A 14,951-nucleotide genomic window follows, 5' to 3' on the forward strand; every position below is an offset into this window, starting at 1 on the left:
TACACAAAAACCATGAAAAAAATTAGTTTACTTTTATTAGGATTATTTGTCTTTGCTTCTTGTTTAAACAACGATGATGTACCAAATTATAAATTTGAGTTTATGCCAATAGATGAAGCAATTACTCCAGAAAGTTTTACATATGGAGAATCAGATACTATTACTATAAAATATTCTTTTCCAAACGATTGTTATTCTTTTGAACAAATTTATTATGAAACTAAAGATTCTACAAGAACAGTTGCAGTAACTGCAATGGTTTTATTAGATGAAGAATGTACAGAAGAAACTGTGCAAGAAGAAAAGAAGTTTGTTGTTACAGCGTCTCAAACAGAAGACTATATTTTTAAGTTCTTTAAAGGAACTGATAGTGAGGGCGAAAATATTTTTGAGGAAGTAATAGTTCCTGTAAATTAGTACCATCAAACTAGAAGAACTCATACAAGAATGCTGTAAGCAGAAAATTACAGCGCAATCAACAGTTTATCAGCTTTATGCCGATAAGCTGTTTGCAGTTTGTTTAAAATATTCGAGTAATTATCAAGATGCAGAGGATAATTTACAAGATAGTTTTATGACTATTTTCGAAAAAATAAAACAATATAACCACAAAGGTTCTTTTGAAGGTTGGTTAAAACGTGTAACTGTAAATACTGTTTTGCAAAAATATAGAGTAAAGTCTCCTTTGCAAAATGTAAGTGATTTTTCTGATGAATTAGAAACAGAAGAAGAGTTTAATATAGAAGACACTTCTTTTAATGTGGATGTGTTGTTGGGCTTTATTCAGCAATTACCAGATCAATACAGATTGGTTTTTAACTTATATGTTTTAGACGATTATGCTCATAAAGATATTGCAGAAATGTTAGGGATTTCTGTTGGAACATCAAAATCGAACCTGTCTAGAGCAAGAAAAATTTTGAAAGATCAATTAGAAATGCATCAAAAAACAACAGTAAATGACTAACTAATGAAGAATAAGAATTTAGATAAATTGTTTCAAGATCAGCTTAAAAATTTGGAGGTAACTCCAGATAAAAAAGTTTGGGGCAATATAGAATCTAAACTTAAAAAGAAGAAAAGAAGGGTAGTACCTCTTTGGTGGTTTGCAGGTGGAGCAGCAGCGATGTTACTTATAGGAATGTTACTCTTTCCAGTCTCTACAGATGAAACTGATTTTATAAAAATTGATTCTAAAACGATTGTAACAGAGCGTACCGAAAAAAAAGTAGAAAAAAATGATCTGCCTAAAATAGATTCACTTATTCAAAATACAAAAATTGAAGAAAAGATATTGGTTGCAGATAAAAAAACGAAAGAAAGTATAAAAAGTGTAAAAAAGGATGTAGAAAAACCTCATTTTCAAAAGAAGTTAGTTCGTGATAAAAACGTTGTGGAAAAAACTTTATTAGCTAATAATACTGCTAGGAATACAACTAAGGAGACGTTAGATTCTGTGAGCGATAAAAAGATAGATATCAATAAAAATAAGGAGGTTTTTTCTGAAGAAAAAGAGAGAATTGTAGAGAATGTAGCTATAGAAAAAGAATTGCCTAAAAATAAGGTCGATTTAAATAAATCTATAAAAGATAGGGATAGTGTTTTTTCTATTAAAAATTTAAAACATAAATGGTCTATTGCACCTGTTTTTGCAGTTTTAAATTCGAATTCATTTTCAAATTCATCTCCTGTAAATAGAAGTTTAGCTAATTCCACAAAAGGAAAGAACTCTTTTTCTTATGGTTTTCAGGTAGGCTACCAAATCAATAAAAAATGGAGCATTCAATCTGGTGTCCATTTGCAAGAAATGAGTTTTGTGAACAATCAGGTAACAGCTGTTTCTTCAATTTCAAAAAGCACATCACCTGTTGCATTTAATAGTGGTGTTTCTTTATCTTTTAATACAGCTCCTGTTCAAACTTCAGATTTTGATAATAGTGCAATGATAAGTAGAACGAGTTTAAATGGAGATTTGAATCAAATATTTGGTTATATTGAAGTCCCAATAGAGGTGAAATATAATTTTTTAACTGTTAAAAATTTCAATACACAGGTAGTTGCAGGGTTTAGTTCTTTGTTTTTAAATAAAAATGAAGTTAATTTTAGTTCTCAATTTTTTACTAATTCGGGTAGTGCTAACAATTTAAATAATATTAACTTTAGTGGAAATTTAGGTTTTGATTTTAATTATTTCTTAAATAATAAATGGTCTTTAAATTTAAACCCCATGTTTAAAGCACAGTTAGATACGTTTAGTGAGGATTCCAATGGTTTTTCTCCTTTCAATTTTGGCATATATTCAGGTATTAAATATACATTTTAACGATGTTTATGGTAGTTCTATCGAATTGTAAAAAGAATTACTAATGCATTATATTAGATTTGATTTTTTAAAAGAAAGCAATATGACATTTTTAGCAAACACATATAGAACATTAAGTGGTACCAAAGAAATTATAGTATCATTAGAAGAAAAATCTACGCAATGGGTTGTTTATAAGGATGAAAAACCTGCTTATTTTGTAGATTTTTATGATTTAGAGAAAGAATCTAATGCTATGATGAATAGCTTAGTATTGTGTACAAAAAGGACAATTTACGAAGTTCTAGAACTCATAAATAAAAAGAACAATATCAATTTGTCTGTTCCTATAAAATCTAGATTAGGTTTTAAGAAGATTGTAAAATCTAGAAAAATAGAATTAGACTTAGGTCCAATTCCAGAAGAATGGTTGGCTTATTCTTTGTAAATTTTTACAATTAGTTCATTTTTATCGTTCATAGAAGCTCTGTACATTCCTGCTGTGTTAAATTCAAAAGACATATTTCCATTTTTATCTAGTGCAATTACACCTCCAGTTCCTCCAAGTTTAGTCAGTTTGTTTTGTATAACGTCTGTAGTTGCTTCTTTTAAAGCTTTATTTTGATATTCCATTTGTGCAGAAATATCATACGCAACCTGACCTCTTATAAAATATTCTCCCCAACCTGTAGATGAAACTCCGCATGTTTTATTATTTGCATACGTTCCAGAACCAATAATCGGAGCATCACCAATTCTTCCCCAACGTTTGTTTGTCATTCCTCCAGTAGAAGTTCCTGCAGCTATATTCCCACTTTTATCCAAGGCTACACAACCTACAGTTCCAAACTTTGCATTTTTGATATCAGCATCATAAAAAGCAGCTTTTTTATCATCATGATCTAACTCCGTTTTATTTTTATTTTTTATTCTTTGTAAAGATTGAAAACGCTTTTCTGTATAAAAGTAACTTGGATCGACAATTTCTAACCCTTTTTCTTTTGCAAAAATAGAGGCTCCTTTTCCAGAAAGCATCACATGGTCTGAGTCTGTCATCACTTTTATAGCCAACTCAATAGGGCTTTTTACATTGGTAACTCCAGCAACTGCACCTGCATTTAAAGATTTTCCATCCATAAAAGAAGCATCTAATTCATTCGTTTCTTCATGTGTAAAAACAGCTCCTTTACCTGCATTAAACAATGGTGACTCTTCCATTACTTGTATTGTTTTCATTACTGCTTCTTGGCTTGTTCCTCCATTTTTTAAAATAGCATGTCCAACCTTTACAGCTTCTTCTAACTTGGCTTTGTAAGCTGCTTCTTTTTCTTCGGATAAATTCTTTTTTAATATCGTTCCTGCTCCACCATGAATAATAATAGCAAACTCGTGTTTTTTTGTAGTAGCTGTTTTTTCTTCTGATGATGTTGTTTCTTTTTTACATCCAAAAGAAATTAATAATAACAGGGTAATAAAAAAGGATTTCATCATAATTTATGTTTAAAATATAACAATTATTATTGTTTTTGTTTAATTTACTTTTATTTAAAATTATTCGTAAATTGTCATTCGAATGTAAACAACAAAAACGGAATAGCAAAATGACAGACTTTGGAATTAAAGAAGCTTTACAAAAACTAGGTTTAAAAGCTATAAATAACGGAACTTCTACAGGATCTAATAATTTTTCTAATGGTGAGTTAATAGAAAGTTACTCTCCTGTTGATGGTAAATTGATTGGAAAAGTAAAAGTGACTACAAAAGAAGATTACGAAAAAGTAATGGAAACAGCTACCAAAGCGTTTCTTTCTTTCAGGAATATGCCTGCTCCACAAAGAGGAGAAATTGTACGTCAGTTTGGTAATAAACTAAGAGATCTAAAAGAACCTTTAGGAAAATTGGTTTCTTATGAAATGGGAAAATCTTTACAAGAGGGTTACGGAGAAGTACAAGAAATGATTGATATCTGCGATTTTGCTGTTGGTTTATCTCGACAATTAAACGGACAAACCATTCCGTCTGAAAGACCTAGTCATGTAATGAGAGAGCAATGGCACTCGATAGGAGTTGTTGGTATAATCTCTGCATTTAATTTTCCGGTTGCTGTTTGGGCTTGGAACACTGCTTTAGCGTGGATTTGTGGTGATGTTTGCGTTTGGAAAGGATCTGAAAAAGCACCTCTATGTACCGTTGCTTGTCAGAATATTATTGCAGATGTTTTAAAGAAAAATAATTTACCAGAAGGAATTTCTTCCATTATAAATGGCGATTATAAAGTAGGAGAGATGATGACTACAGATACTCGTATTCCACTAATTTCTGCAACTGGTTCTACCAGAATGGGACGAATTGTAGGAGCAACGGTCGCCCAACGTTTCGGTAAATCTTTATTAGAATTAGGCGGAAACAATGCCATTATTATTACGCCTACGGCGGATTTAAAAGTGGTAGTTCCAGGTGCTGTTTTTGGTGCTGTTGGTACTTGCGGACAACGTTGTACATCTACAAGAAGGTTAATTATTCACGAAACTGTGTATGATAAAGTAAGAGATGCCATTGTTGGTGCTTACAAACAAATTAAAATAGGAAATCCGTTAGACGAAACCAAACATGTTGGTCCGTTAATCGATAAAGATGCTGTAAACACCTATTTAGCTGCAATTGAAAAAGCAAAAGCAGAAGGAGGAAACGTTTTAGTAGAAGGTGGTGTTTTAGAAGGCGAAGGATATGAATCTGGTTGTTATGTAAAACCAGCAATTATAGAAGCAGAAAATCATTTTGAAATTGTACAACATGAAACTTTTGCACCTATTTTATATTTGATGAAATATGCCGGAGAGGTAGAAAATGCTATCGAAAAACAAAATGGAGTTGCCCAAGGTTTATCATCTGCAATTATGACGAATGAATTAAAAGAAGCAGAGAAATTCTTGTCTTATGCAGGTTCCGATTGTGGAATTGCAAACGTAAATATAGGAACTTCTGGTGCAGAAATTGGAGGCGCTTTTGGGGGTGAAAAAGAAACTGGTGGAGGTAGAGAGTCTGGTTCTGATGCTTGGAAAGTCTATATGCGAAGACAAACAAATACCATTAATTATTCTGATGAATTGCCTTTAGCACAAGGCATAAAGTTTGATTTATAAAAATAGATTTACATTTATAAAAATCCAATTCTCATAAAATTTTATGAGAATTGGATTTTTTTTTATTTAATATTTATGATTCCATTTTTTAACTCAATTTCAATATTTCCATTTGAAATAATGTTTTCTTTTGGTTTCTTTTCAAGAATTTTTGTAATTTTCTTTTCTTTAGAATCTCCAAAAGTAGCTTTATTGTCATTCATATTTAAAACGGTATTAAAACCATTTATAGTCATTGAATAATTACTTTCCTTAACATTATATAAATTTAAGTCAGTATAGTCACCAATCAAATTAAAATCAGTAAAATTTCCCTCAAAGTTATAGAGTTGAAGCTTGCTGTTAAAATCTTTAAATGAAACTTTCTTTCCTAATTCTCCTATTTGAATTTTAGATGTTTCAGTTTTTAATATTGCATTAGATATAGAACCAATTCTTACTTTGTGAATATCTTTTAATGTATAATTTCCGCCAGATACTTCTTCTGCTTGAAAAATACCACTCATCAATTGAAATGTATTATTCTTATTTTTTATGCTTTTAAATTTATAATAAGTTTTGAATGAACTTACATCAAGATTTGCATCAACATTATAAGTGAAATTTATTCTAGAATGCAATGCTTTAACTTTAATTTTCATACTTTTTGGAAGCTTAATTATAAAATATTGTTTAAATTTTCGTGGTGATTTTCCGTAGTTTTTATTTGGGTTTTTTAATTTTAGTTTCTTAAAAAAATCGTCAGTATCTGAACCTAAACTAAAATCGATTTCTTTTAATATTGAATCTTTTGACTTATAGGAAAGTTCATTTTTCCTTTTATTTGAAAAAAAACCTCTAATATGTTCTTTGTATGTATTCATATCAACATCTAGAGAATATAACTCTCCTAGGTACATTGAGTTTTTTACAACTAATTTTATTTTGTTATTAGTTTTTGAAGATTTTGCTTTTATACCTTTAAAAACTTTATATTGAATTTCTTCTGAATCTTTATTAAAAAGAATCGAATAATCAAGATGAACTTTATTATCATTAGACTCTTCAAATACAATTGATGCGTTATCAATATCAATCTCTAATAGAGTGTTTTCATTAATTTCGTAACTTTCTTTTAATACCAATTCTTTTGTTTGTGAAAAAGAAAAATTGATGCTTATTAGAAATAAAATACTATATATATATGGTTTCATTGCTTGTGTTTTTTTGATTTAACTCATTAATATGATCTTTAATATCTCTGATTAGTTGCAAACGTCTTTGCAGATTATCTATTAAAGATTCTAAAACATTTATGTTGTTTGGAGACTCTTTTAATTGTGTAGTTATTTTTTTATAATCAATATCAGATTCTTTTATTTTTTCTTGATACTTTCTTATTAAAATGGTGTCATTTGTTACCTCAATAAAACTGTTCCATTCTTTATCTATATTTTTTAAGTATTCATTTTCTATTCCTTCAAGTTGAATTTCAAATGCAGTTTTTATGGGTGTAGAAAAAGTGTTCTGATAAAAATAGCCGCAGCAAACAATTAATAAAATTGATGCTGCAATTTTTAATACAGAATAACCAATTTTTTTAGTTCTATTTTTTTTTGCATCATCTAATTTTTTTATAAAATCTGTACGATGACCTTTTGGTAACTCTTTTATGAGTTGCTCTTTATTTTTAAATAAATCTCTTATATCATGTTCCATATTCTTTCACTTTTAAAAGGTTTCTCAAAGCCAATTTTCCTCTTCTTAAATGTGTACGAGAAGTTTTTTCTGGAATTTCTAGAATCTTAGAAATTTCGGAATGATCATACCCTTCAATTAGATATAATTTAACCACAAGTTGATATTTGATTGTTAATTTTTCAATAGCTTTTAGTATTTCTTCTTTATTAATTTTTATATCAAAATTCCAATCCGTATCATCTAAAATTTCTAAAGGATAATTTTCTAATGAAACTGTTTCTATATTTTTCTTTTTTAATGTATCAATACAAGTATTAATAACAATTCTTTTTAACCAAGAACCAAAACTGGTGTCTTCTTTAAAAGTGTCTAAACTTAAAAAAGCTTTCAGAAAAGCATCTTGCATCGCATCTTTTGCTTCTTCTTCATTTTTTAGATATCTATAGGATATAAAAAACATTGCTTCAGAAAACAAGTCGTAAAGCTTTATTTGAGCTTTTTGATTTCCTCTTTTACTGTTTTTAATTAAAAGATTTAGTTCTTTAGACATTCAATTTGGTTAGTTCTATTATTAAAAACGATAAAGAAATATAATAGTTTCAGTTTTTCTATTTTTTCTAAAATTATGTTAACCTCGAATTTAATACGTTTAGATTAATTATGACCAAGTAACTGGTATAAAATGAAAAGAGAAAACAGAAGAAGAATGAGTCCAGGTGTTGGTTATATTGGATTTGGTAATAAAACTTCCGTTTTTACTAGAAAAAATAAAGTTCCTTTTGATAAAATAAAATCCATTTATAGAGATGAAATGGAAAGGTTAAAACCTGGAAAAACAACTCAGAATAAGTCTTTTAAAAAACTAACTGAATCAGAAAAACTTAAAATTCGGAAGCGAGTTAAAGCACAAATTCAAAAAGAACAAATTGTAAATTTAATTATGGGAGTTATTGCTATATTATTTATTTTTTGGGTTCTTTACTTAATCTCAAATTAAACTATCTTTAGTTTCTTAAGTTTAAAGAGCGTGAAATTAGCGCATATACAACTTTTATATAATAGTATTGGTTTTGAAATCTCTCTAGAAGAGTTGGATCGTTTATCAATAAAGAGTAAAAAAAGATAATTATATTGTCTATTATTGTTTACAGAACGAATACTACTTTTAATCAAAAAAAATAAATTGATATCTTGAAAAACATTCCAAACATAGCCTTTCAAGGAAAAGATCGTAAAAGCATTTTTGAGCTTTTAAACTTATCAGATTTATTTGAAAGGTTAGATAGCATTGAAGATCATGAACCAAGGCAACCACATAGAATTGCATTTTTTGCGTTGCTAATTGTTACAAAGGGAACTGGCACTCATCAAATAGATTTAAAGGATTATAAGGTTGAAGAAGGTACAGTTCTTAAAATAGAGAAAGGGCAAGTGCATTCCTTTCAAAGAAATGCAACGTACCAAGGTTTTTTAATAATTTTTACAGAAGAGTTTCTGATGAATTATTTCTCTAAATCTTCTATTAATTTAATTTCTAATTTATACAATTACCATTTGTCTTCTCCTGTTTTTAAAAATAAAATAGACAATGAGATTCTAATACATCAGCTGCAATCGGAAATTGCACTAGAGAATAGCTTTGCGCATCGTAATATTATGGCGGCGTTTCTAGATTTGTATTTATTAAAGTTAGAACGTAAATCTCCTGATAATTATATTCCAAAAAACAAGTCGAAACAGTTTTACACTTTTGATCAGTTTAAAAGTTTGGTAGAGACTAATTTTACAAAAACTAGAAATGTAAAAGACTACGCCAATTTATTATTTATTACTACCAAAACTTTAAATAGTGCCGTAAAAGAATTTACTTTAAACACGTCTAAAAATTTTATTGACGATTATGTTATCTTAGAAATAAAGCGAGATATGATGAGTACCAACAAAAGTTTAAAAGAAATTGCATTTGATACTGGCTTTGATGAGGTTACTAATTTTACGAAGTTTTTTAAAAAGAAAATGAAGGTAAGCCCGAAAGAATTTAAAAGTCAGCAGTTTATTTAATTCCTATATTTACCATTATTATCGGAACATTTACCTTTCTCATAAAAGAGTTTTAAAGCAACTTTGTATTAAATTTAAAACGCAACAAAGATGAAAGCAAAATTAATTACTTTAGTATGTCTTGCACTATTTACAGTAGGACTTGGTTTTTCTCAAAATGAACCAAAAGCAGAAAACAACTTCCAGTTTGGACAAGCAGAGCACCTTTTAGACGGTTATTCTTTTAATTTTCAATATCAAAATGGTGCTGGATTGCACATGGAATTTAAAGATGGAAAAGCAAAATACCAATGGGTTGCAGGACCAAATAAAGGAAACGGAAACGAAGACATTCCATACAGATCAACAAAACTTGGAAACGATATGTATTTAGTGAATTGGCACGAAATAGGTTTAAAAGACTATTTAACCATTGTTTTTGATTTTGATAAAATGCTAATGCACAGTTCTATTATAGTTGGTTATCAAAACAAACCAGAAAGAACTTTAAGAACGGTGTTTACAAGTGGTATTATAGATCATTTAAAAAGACCCGAATAAGTTTTTAAAATTCATTTGGTATTACTTCTTATCAATATATATATCTAATCTGATAAATTCCTTATGGTGTTTATCAGATTTTTTTTGCGTTATAGAATTCCGTTTAATTTCTTAGGGGTTCATATTTACCATTTTTAGGCTTCTTTTGATAAAAACAATTGTATGGAATATTATCAAATTTGCAGTACTAAACAAATAAACCTATGATAATTGAACAATCGAATAAAATAAATGTGATACTAAATCAATTATTTAATGACTCAAAGAACGATCATTTTAAAATAATGAAAGGTTTGGCAAAAAGTGCTTTTAGATCAATTCAACCTATGGATTTTAAAGATGTTTATTTGTCCATATCAAAAGAACAAGGAACAGAATTAGTAGCACTTATTAAAGAAAACAACTTAAAAAATATTGTTGAATTCGGCACATCTTTCGGTATTTCTACCCTTTTCTTAGCACAAGGAATACTAGAAACGAAGGGTAAAATTATTACAACCGAATTAATTGAATCTAAAGCAAAAAGAGCCACCGATAATTTTAAAAACGCAGGTGTTTTAAACCTTGTAGATGTAAGAATTGGTAATGCAATGGAAACCTTAAAAGGACATGATGAAGCAATCGATTTATTATTTTTAGATGGTTGGAAGGATTTGTATTTACCATTATTCAATATGCTTGCACCTAACTTTCATAAGCAATCAATTATTTATGTTGATAATGCAAATATGGCAGCATCTAAAGCGTTTTTAAAAGTAATTGCTGAAACCGATAAATATGAATTAGAATCTAAATTTGGAGGGAAAGTAGTCTTAATATCAATAAATAAATAACAACACATTTCTCACATTTACCATAAAGGACCCTAGATTTACCTTTTATAATAAGAAGATAATAAGACCTTTGTAAATTATAAAACAAATAATATGAGTCAAATAGCAATTTGCCCAACATGTGGCAGCAATTCAAAAATAAAAGTAAAAGAAGGAAATACTATTTATGCGGCAGTACAAGATGATGAAGCCTTCAAAAAAATAGGTCAGTTGAAAAAAGCGATGGAGAAATTTAAGCTAAAAGCAGAAACTTTAGAAAAAGAATTAGATGTTTTAAAAGCAAATCTATAATACCATGAATATAGAGCAAAATAAAAAGAATGCAATTGCTTTTTACAAAATGGCTTATGAAGGAAACCCTACAAAAGCTGTTGCGTTATATGTAGGTGAAAAATATATTCAGCATAACCCAATGGTAGGAGATGGACCACAGGCGTTTATTGATTATTTTGATAGAATGGAAAAGGAGTTTCCGGTAAAAACGATTGAGTTTGTAAGAGCAATATCCGAAGGAGATTTGGTTGCCTTACATACCTATCAAGAATGGCCAGACAACGATAATTATGTGACCATGGATTTTTTTAGGTTTGATAAAAACGGTAAAATTATAGAACACTGGGACAGCATTCAACAAGTTCCAAAAGAAGCTTTGAACAATAATACCATGTACAAATAATGAAAGCAATAAAAAAGAATTACGGTTGGGTAATTGTTGCTATTCTAGCGCTATTACCAATGCTTGTTATTATCAATATGTTTGATGTAGATCTGTCTAACGGATTTTCTCTTTCGTTAATAGAAGGCAAAGGAGCTGACGGAAAAACAACTTTAGAAATGTTGTATCATGTTTCAGGTGAGTTTGCCATCCGTTGGATGACGGCTGTTTTAACATTAACTCCGGTTTTTATCATTTTTGGTGTAATGAATCTTTTTGTTCGTCAGGCAATGGGAATTGCAACAGCTATTTGGAGTTTTCTGCATTTTATTATTTTTATTTGGGCAGAAGGTTTTTTAGAAACCTTTACACAAGTTAATTATGTAGCTGGTTTTGTGGCTATTTTAATTTTAATTCCGTTGTTTTTTACTTCTAACAGAAAGTCGATGAAGTACCTAAAATCGAACTGGAAAAAACTACAAAGTTATGCGTATGCGGCTATTTTCTTAAGCTTATTACACGTGGCTATTTTAGACAAAACATGGCTTATTTATGCAATAGTTGTTGGTATCGGTTTTATGATAAGAATTCCTTTTATCAAAAATAAATTCATCGAAAGAAGAAACCGAAAAAGACTAAAATCTTAAATTACACCTAAATTAAAAGAAAATAAAATTGTTTATATTGCAGGAGACAGTAGAGTTTATGTGGCATTAAACCACCATTTTAGAAATGAACTAAACTGGAGTACCAAACAAATTAAAACAAAACCATTTTGGAATCCTGATAAAAAAGGATTGGAATAAAGCTATAAAAACCTAAATGAGATTAGCAGAAAAATACAAACAAGTAAGATTGCAAACTACCACTTTTTGCAATCACCTTAATATAGAAGATTATGCTATTCAAGTAGTACAATTTGCAAGTCCTGCTAAATGGCATTTGGCGCATACTACTTGGTTTTTTGAAACCTTTATTTTAAAAGAATACGTAGCGGATTACACCGAATTTAATGCAGATTTCAACTTTCTGTTTAATAGTTATTACAACAATGTTGGCACTAGAATATTACAAGCAAACAGAGGTAATATGTCTCGACCAAGTACCAATGAAATCTATGAATACCGTGCGTATGTAGATGCTAAGATGATTGCTTTTTTAAAGGATCTTTCAGATGAAAAAATAATTGATTTGGTTACTTTGGGGTTAAACCACGAACAACAACACCAAGAATTATTAGTGACTGATGTGAAATATATGTTTGGTCACAATCCTACTTTTCCGGTTTTTAATGCGGATTACAATCTTGTTAAAGATAAAAATACTGCAACAAAAAGCATACAAATACCTGCCGGAATTTACGAAATAGGACATCAAGGAACAGACTTTTGTTATGATAATGAATTGGGAGTTCATAAAGTATATCTAGACGATTTTGAAATTGATAATCATTTGGTAACCAATGGGGATTTTATAGAATTTATTGAATCTGGTGGCTATACAGATTTTAATCTTTGGTTAGATGAAGGTTGGTCTTGGGTAAATAAAAACAAAATTAATTCCCCTTTATATTGGCATAAAATTGATGGAGAATGGCATTCTTACACGCTTGCAGGTTTACAAAAAGTAGATACAGCTGCTATTTTGAGTCATATTAATTATTACGAAGCCAATGCTTTTGCAGAATGGAAAGGAATGCGACTACCAACCGAATTTGAATGGGAAATTGCAGCCAAACAATTAGATTGGGGAAAACGATGGGAATGGACAAATAGTGCCTACTTGCCTTACCCAAAATTTAAAAAAGAAAATGGAGCGGTTGGAGAATACAACGGAAAATTTATGAGCAACAAAATGGTGTTGAGAGGAGCTTCGGTAGCAACTTCTCTAAATCATAGCAGACCAACGTATCGTAACTTTTTTAACCCTACCGAAAGATGGCAATTTACAGGAATTAGACTAGCAAAATAATAATATGATTGAAATCGTTAAGAACAAAGATAAAAAAAGGAGTACAAGCAGTTTGGAAATCAATGAAACATTTAGAAACGATATTGAAAAAGGACTTCTGAGCAATCCAAAAACGCTTTCTTCAAAGTATTTTTATGATAAAAAAGGCGATGCACTTTTTGTAGAAATAATGAATTTGCCTGAGTATTATTTAACACGTAGCGAACTAGATATATTCAAAAATAAAACAAAAGATTTAATAGATAGTTTTAAGATGAAAGTCGATTCTTATTTTGAATTGATAGAGTTAGGTGCAGGAGATGGATTAAAAACAAAAGAATTATTAAAAAGTTTAACTGCGCAACATTACAATTTTGAATATTTTCCTATTGATATTTCTTCGAATGCTTTAGGTCAGTTGAAACAGGATTTAAATACTGAAATACCAAACTTGTCTGTAAAAACGCAACAAGGAGATTATTTTGAAGTCTTAGATTCCTTAAAAAAGAGCAAACAGCCAAAAGTTATCTTGTTTTTGGGTTCTAATATCGGGAATATGACCGATGAACAGGCTGCAAAATTCATCTATAAACTAGGCGCAAATTTAAATCCGGGTGATAAATTGTTATTAGGCGTAGATTTGATAAAATCGAAAGAAATTGTGATTCCGGCTTATGATGACAGCAAAGGAATAACTGCGGCATTTAATTTGAATTTATTAAATAGAATCAACAATGAGTTGGGTGGTGATTTTAACCTTAATCAATTTAAACATCTGCCAGAATATGACGAAACAGAAGGCATTGCAAAGAGTTATATTGTAAGTACAGAAAATCAAACTGTAACCATTAAATCTATCGATATATCTTTTAGTTTTACCAAAGGTGAAAAAATTCACACGGAAATATCCAGAAAATATAATGATGAATTGATTCAACAAATTATAGCGAATACAGATTTTAGTATCGACACTAAAATTATGGATAGCAAAGCCTATTTTGCAGATTATATTTTAACTAGAAATTAAAAATGAGTAAAACGCAACTTGCCATACTAGGATTAGGAAGCAGATCTACTTTATACTATTTAGAGCAACTAAATAAGGTGTATAATGCCAAAAACGGAGGGTATAGTACTTGTCCGTTTTTTTTATTAAATACAGATTTTGATACCGTAAATCCGCTTTTACCAAATACTTCAGTGCAATTAGATGCTATTTTACAAAGCTATTTAGATCAAATTGAAGCCTTAGACGTTGCAGAAATATTAATTCCGAATATTACATTGCATGAAACGATAGATCGGTTAGAACTTCAGAAAAACATCTTACATCCGTTGCCTTTATCAGTTTTAAAAATAAAAGAAATTGAGGCTAAAAAAGTCGTGCTTTTGGGTTCTTTACATTCCATGAAATCCAGTTATATCCGTTCTTATTTAGCCTTAAATTCTATTGAAGTCCTACTTCCAAGTTCAGAAGATATGGTGTTTATAGATGAGGTTAGAAAACATATTTATAATACAACGGAAACTAACGAAATCATCAATAAATACCATCAATTGATTAAAAAATACAGTGAAAATTATCCTGTGGTTCTTGGTTGTACAGAGTTGTCAATACTAAAACCTACAGACCAAAGAAATATTATAGATATGGCGGAACTTCAAATAGCAGCAGCGGTAAAAAACATTTTATAAAAGCTAACTTTTACCATTTTTAGTCGAAGATGTATCTATCGATTAATAAGTAACATTCGGATATTTGTAGTCTAAAATAAAACGGATTAAAA

General features: G+C 29.5%; 20 protein-coding genes. 16 read left to right on the forward strand and 4 right to left on the reverse strand.

All coding sequences use genetic code 11. The features are described 5' to 3' along the window. Positions 1 to 12 precede the first annotated feature (12 nt). From GQS57_RS05115 to GQS57_RS05130, 4 genes are all read left to right on the forward strand, one after another. Positions 13 to 417, forward strand: a complete 405-nt coding sequence (locus tag GQS57_RS05115) for a hypothetical protein (protein ID WP_165731505.1) — start codon at positions 13 to 15, stop codon at positions 415 to 417. 46 nt (positions 418 to 463) lie between these two features. After that, a complete protein-coding gene (locus tag GQS57_RS05120; RefSeq protein ID WP_353959057.1) occupies positions 464 to 967 on the forward strand; it encodes an RNA polymerase sigma factor in 504 nt (167 codons plus the stop codon). A 3-nt stretch (positions 968 to 970) separates the two neighbouring features. Next, positions 971 to 2,323, forward strand: coding sequence for a hypothetical protein (locus GQS57_RS05125; RefSeq protein ID WP_165731506.1), 1,353 nt, complete (start codon positions 971 to 973; stop codon positions 2,321 to 2,323). 82 nt (positions 2,324 to 2,405) lie between these two features. Further along, entirely contained in the window at positions 2,406 to 2,750 is a 345-nt protein-coding gene (locus GQS57_RS05130; protein ID WP_165731507.1) for a hypothetical protein, read from the forward strand. On the opposite strand, the gene GQS57_RS05135 is transcribed toward GQS57_RS05130, so the two are convergent. Beyond that, positions 2,738 to 3,793: an isoaspartyl peptidase/L-asparaginase family protein gene (locus GQS57_RS05135; protein WP_165731508.1), complete on the reverse strand. Its 1,056-nt coding sequence runs from the start codon at positions 3,791 to 3,793 to the stop codon at positions 2,738 to 2,740. The two genes, GQS57_RS05130 and GQS57_RS05135, sit on opposite strands and share 13 nt — an antisense overlap. Before the next feature lie 110 nt (positions 3,794 to 3,903). On the opposite strand from GQS57_RS05135, the gene GQS57_RS05140 reads away from it, so the two are divergent. Then, on the forward strand, positions 3,904 to 5,445 hold the full coding sequence (locus GQS57_RS05140) for an aldehyde dehydrogenase family protein (protein ID WP_165731509.1): 1,542 nt from the start codon (positions 3,904 to 3,906) through the stop codon (positions 5,443 to 5,445). A gap of 62 nt (positions 5,446 to 5,507) precedes the next feature. Here GQS57_RS05140 and GQS57_RS05145 read toward each other — a convergent pair whose 3' ends face one another. Genes GQS57_RS05145 through GQS57_RS05155 form a run of 3 tightly spaced genes read right to left on the reverse strand, consistent with a single transcriptional unit; the run spans position 5,508 to position 7,675 of the window. Then, the gene (locus GQS57_RS05145) at positions 5,508 to 6,638 is read right to left on the reverse strand and encodes a hypothetical protein (protein ID WP_165731510.1); all 1,131 of its coding nucleotides are present in this window, start codon (positions 6,636 to 6,638) and stop codon (positions 5,508 to 5,510) included. Beyond that, a complete protein-coding gene (locus GQS57_RS05150) occupies positions 6,619 to 7,143 on the reverse strand; it encodes a hypothetical protein (RefSeq protein WP_165731511.1) in 525 nt (174 codons plus the stop codon). Before GQS57_RS05150 ends, GQS57_RS05145 begins: the two co-directional genes overlap by 20 nt. Continuing rightward, positions 7,133 to 7,675, reverse strand: coding sequence for an RNA polymerase sigma factor (locus tag GQS57_RS05155; protein WP_165731512.1), 543 nt, complete (start codon positions 7,673 to 7,675; stop codon positions 7,133 to 7,135). The genes GQS57_RS05150 and GQS57_RS05155 overlap by 11 nt, the downstream gene beginning before the upstream one ends. 132 nt (positions 7,676 to 7,807) lie before the next feature. Here GQS57_RS05155 and GQS57_RS05160 point away from each other — a divergent pair, with 132 nt between their 5' ends. The 11 genes from GQS57_RS05160 to GQS57_RS05210 all read left to right on the forward strand — a co-directional run bounded on the left by GQS57_RS05160 (position 7,808) and on the right by GQS57_RS05210 (position 14,859). Further along, positions 7,808 to 8,122, forward strand: a complete 315-nt coding sequence (locus GQS57_RS05160; RefSeq protein ID WP_165731513.1) for a hypothetical protein — start codon at positions 7,808 to 7,810, stop codon at positions 8,120 to 8,122. A 194-nt stretch (positions 8,123 to 8,316) separates the two neighbouring features. Further along, a complete protein-coding gene (locus GQS57_RS05165; protein WP_165731514.1) occupies positions 8,317 to 9,186 on the forward strand; it encodes an AraC family transcriptional regulator in 870 nt (289 codons plus the stop codon). Positions 9,187 to 9,276: 90 nt separating this feature from the next. Beyond that, positions 9,277 to 9,726: a hypothetical protein gene (locus GQS57_RS05170; protein WP_165731515.1), complete on the forward strand. Its 450-nt coding sequence runs from the start codon at positions 9,277 to 9,279 to the stop codon at positions 9,724 to 9,726. 203 nt (positions 9,727 to 9,929) lie between these two features. Then, positions 9,930 to 10,559, forward strand: a complete 630-nt coding sequence (locus GQS57_RS05175; RefSeq protein ID WP_165731516.1) for an O-methyltransferase — start codon at positions 9,930 to 9,932, stop codon at positions 10,557 to 10,559. 93 nt (positions 10,560 to 10,652) lie between these two features. After that, positions 10,653 to 10,850: a hypothetical protein gene (locus GQS57_RS05180; protein WP_165731517.1), complete on the forward strand. Its 198-nt coding sequence runs from the start codon at positions 10,653 to 10,655 to the stop codon at positions 10,848 to 10,850. A 4-nt stretch (positions 10,851 to 10,854) separates the two neighbouring features. Next, the gene (locus GQS57_RS05185) at positions 10,855 to 11,235 is read left to right on the forward strand and encodes a nuclear transport factor 2 family protein (RefSeq protein ID WP_165731518.1); all 381 of its coding nucleotides are present in this window, start codon (positions 10,855 to 10,857) and stop codon (positions 11,233 to 11,235) included. Further along, the gene (locus GQS57_RS05190) at positions 11,235 to 11,861 is read left to right on the forward strand and encodes a ferric reductase (RefSeq protein WP_165731519.1); all 627 of its coding nucleotides are present in this window, start codon (positions 11,235 to 11,237) and stop codon (positions 11,859 to 11,861) included. Before GQS57_RS05185 ends, GQS57_RS05190 begins: the two co-directional genes overlap by 1 nt. A gap of 27 nt (positions 11,862 to 11,888) precedes the next feature. Beyond that, positions 11,889 to 12,020 carry a hypothetical protein gene (locus GQS57_RS19200; protein ID WP_368855182.1) on the forward strand — a complete coding sequence of 44 codons (132 nt, stop codon included), beginning with the start codon at positions 11,889 to 11,891 and terminating at the stop codon, positions 12,018 to 12,020. Positions 12,021 to 12,036: 16 nt separating this feature from the next. After that, positions 12,037 to 13,185 (forward strand): ergothioneine biosynthesis protein EgtB, encoded by a 1,149-nt coding sequence (gene egtB / locus GQS57_RS05200; protein WP_165731520.1) that lies wholly within the window; start codon positions 12,037 to 12,039, stop codon positions 13,183 to 13,185. Positions 13,186 to 13,189: 4 nt separating this feature from the next. Further along, a complete protein-coding gene (egtD, locus tag GQS57_RS05205; protein ID WP_205860212.1) occupies positions 13,190 to 14,191 on the forward strand; it encodes an L-histidine N(alpha)-methyltransferase in 1,002 nt (333 codons plus the stop codon). Positions 14,192 to 14,193: 2 nt separating this feature from the next. Continuing rightward, positions 14,194 to 14,859, forward strand: coding sequence for an aspartate/glutamate racemase family protein (locus GQS57_RS05210; RefSeq protein ID WP_165731521.1), 666 nt, complete (start codon positions 14,194 to 14,196; stop codon positions 14,857 to 14,859). Positions 14,860 to 14,951: the final 92 nt, after the last annotated feature.

This window comes from Polaribacter sp. 20A6, assembly GCF_011378915.1.
In the GTDB taxonomy this organism is placed as follows: domain Bacteria; phylum Bacteroidota; class Bacteroidia; order Flavobacteriales; family Flavobacteriaceae; genus Polaribacter; species Polaribacter sejongensis.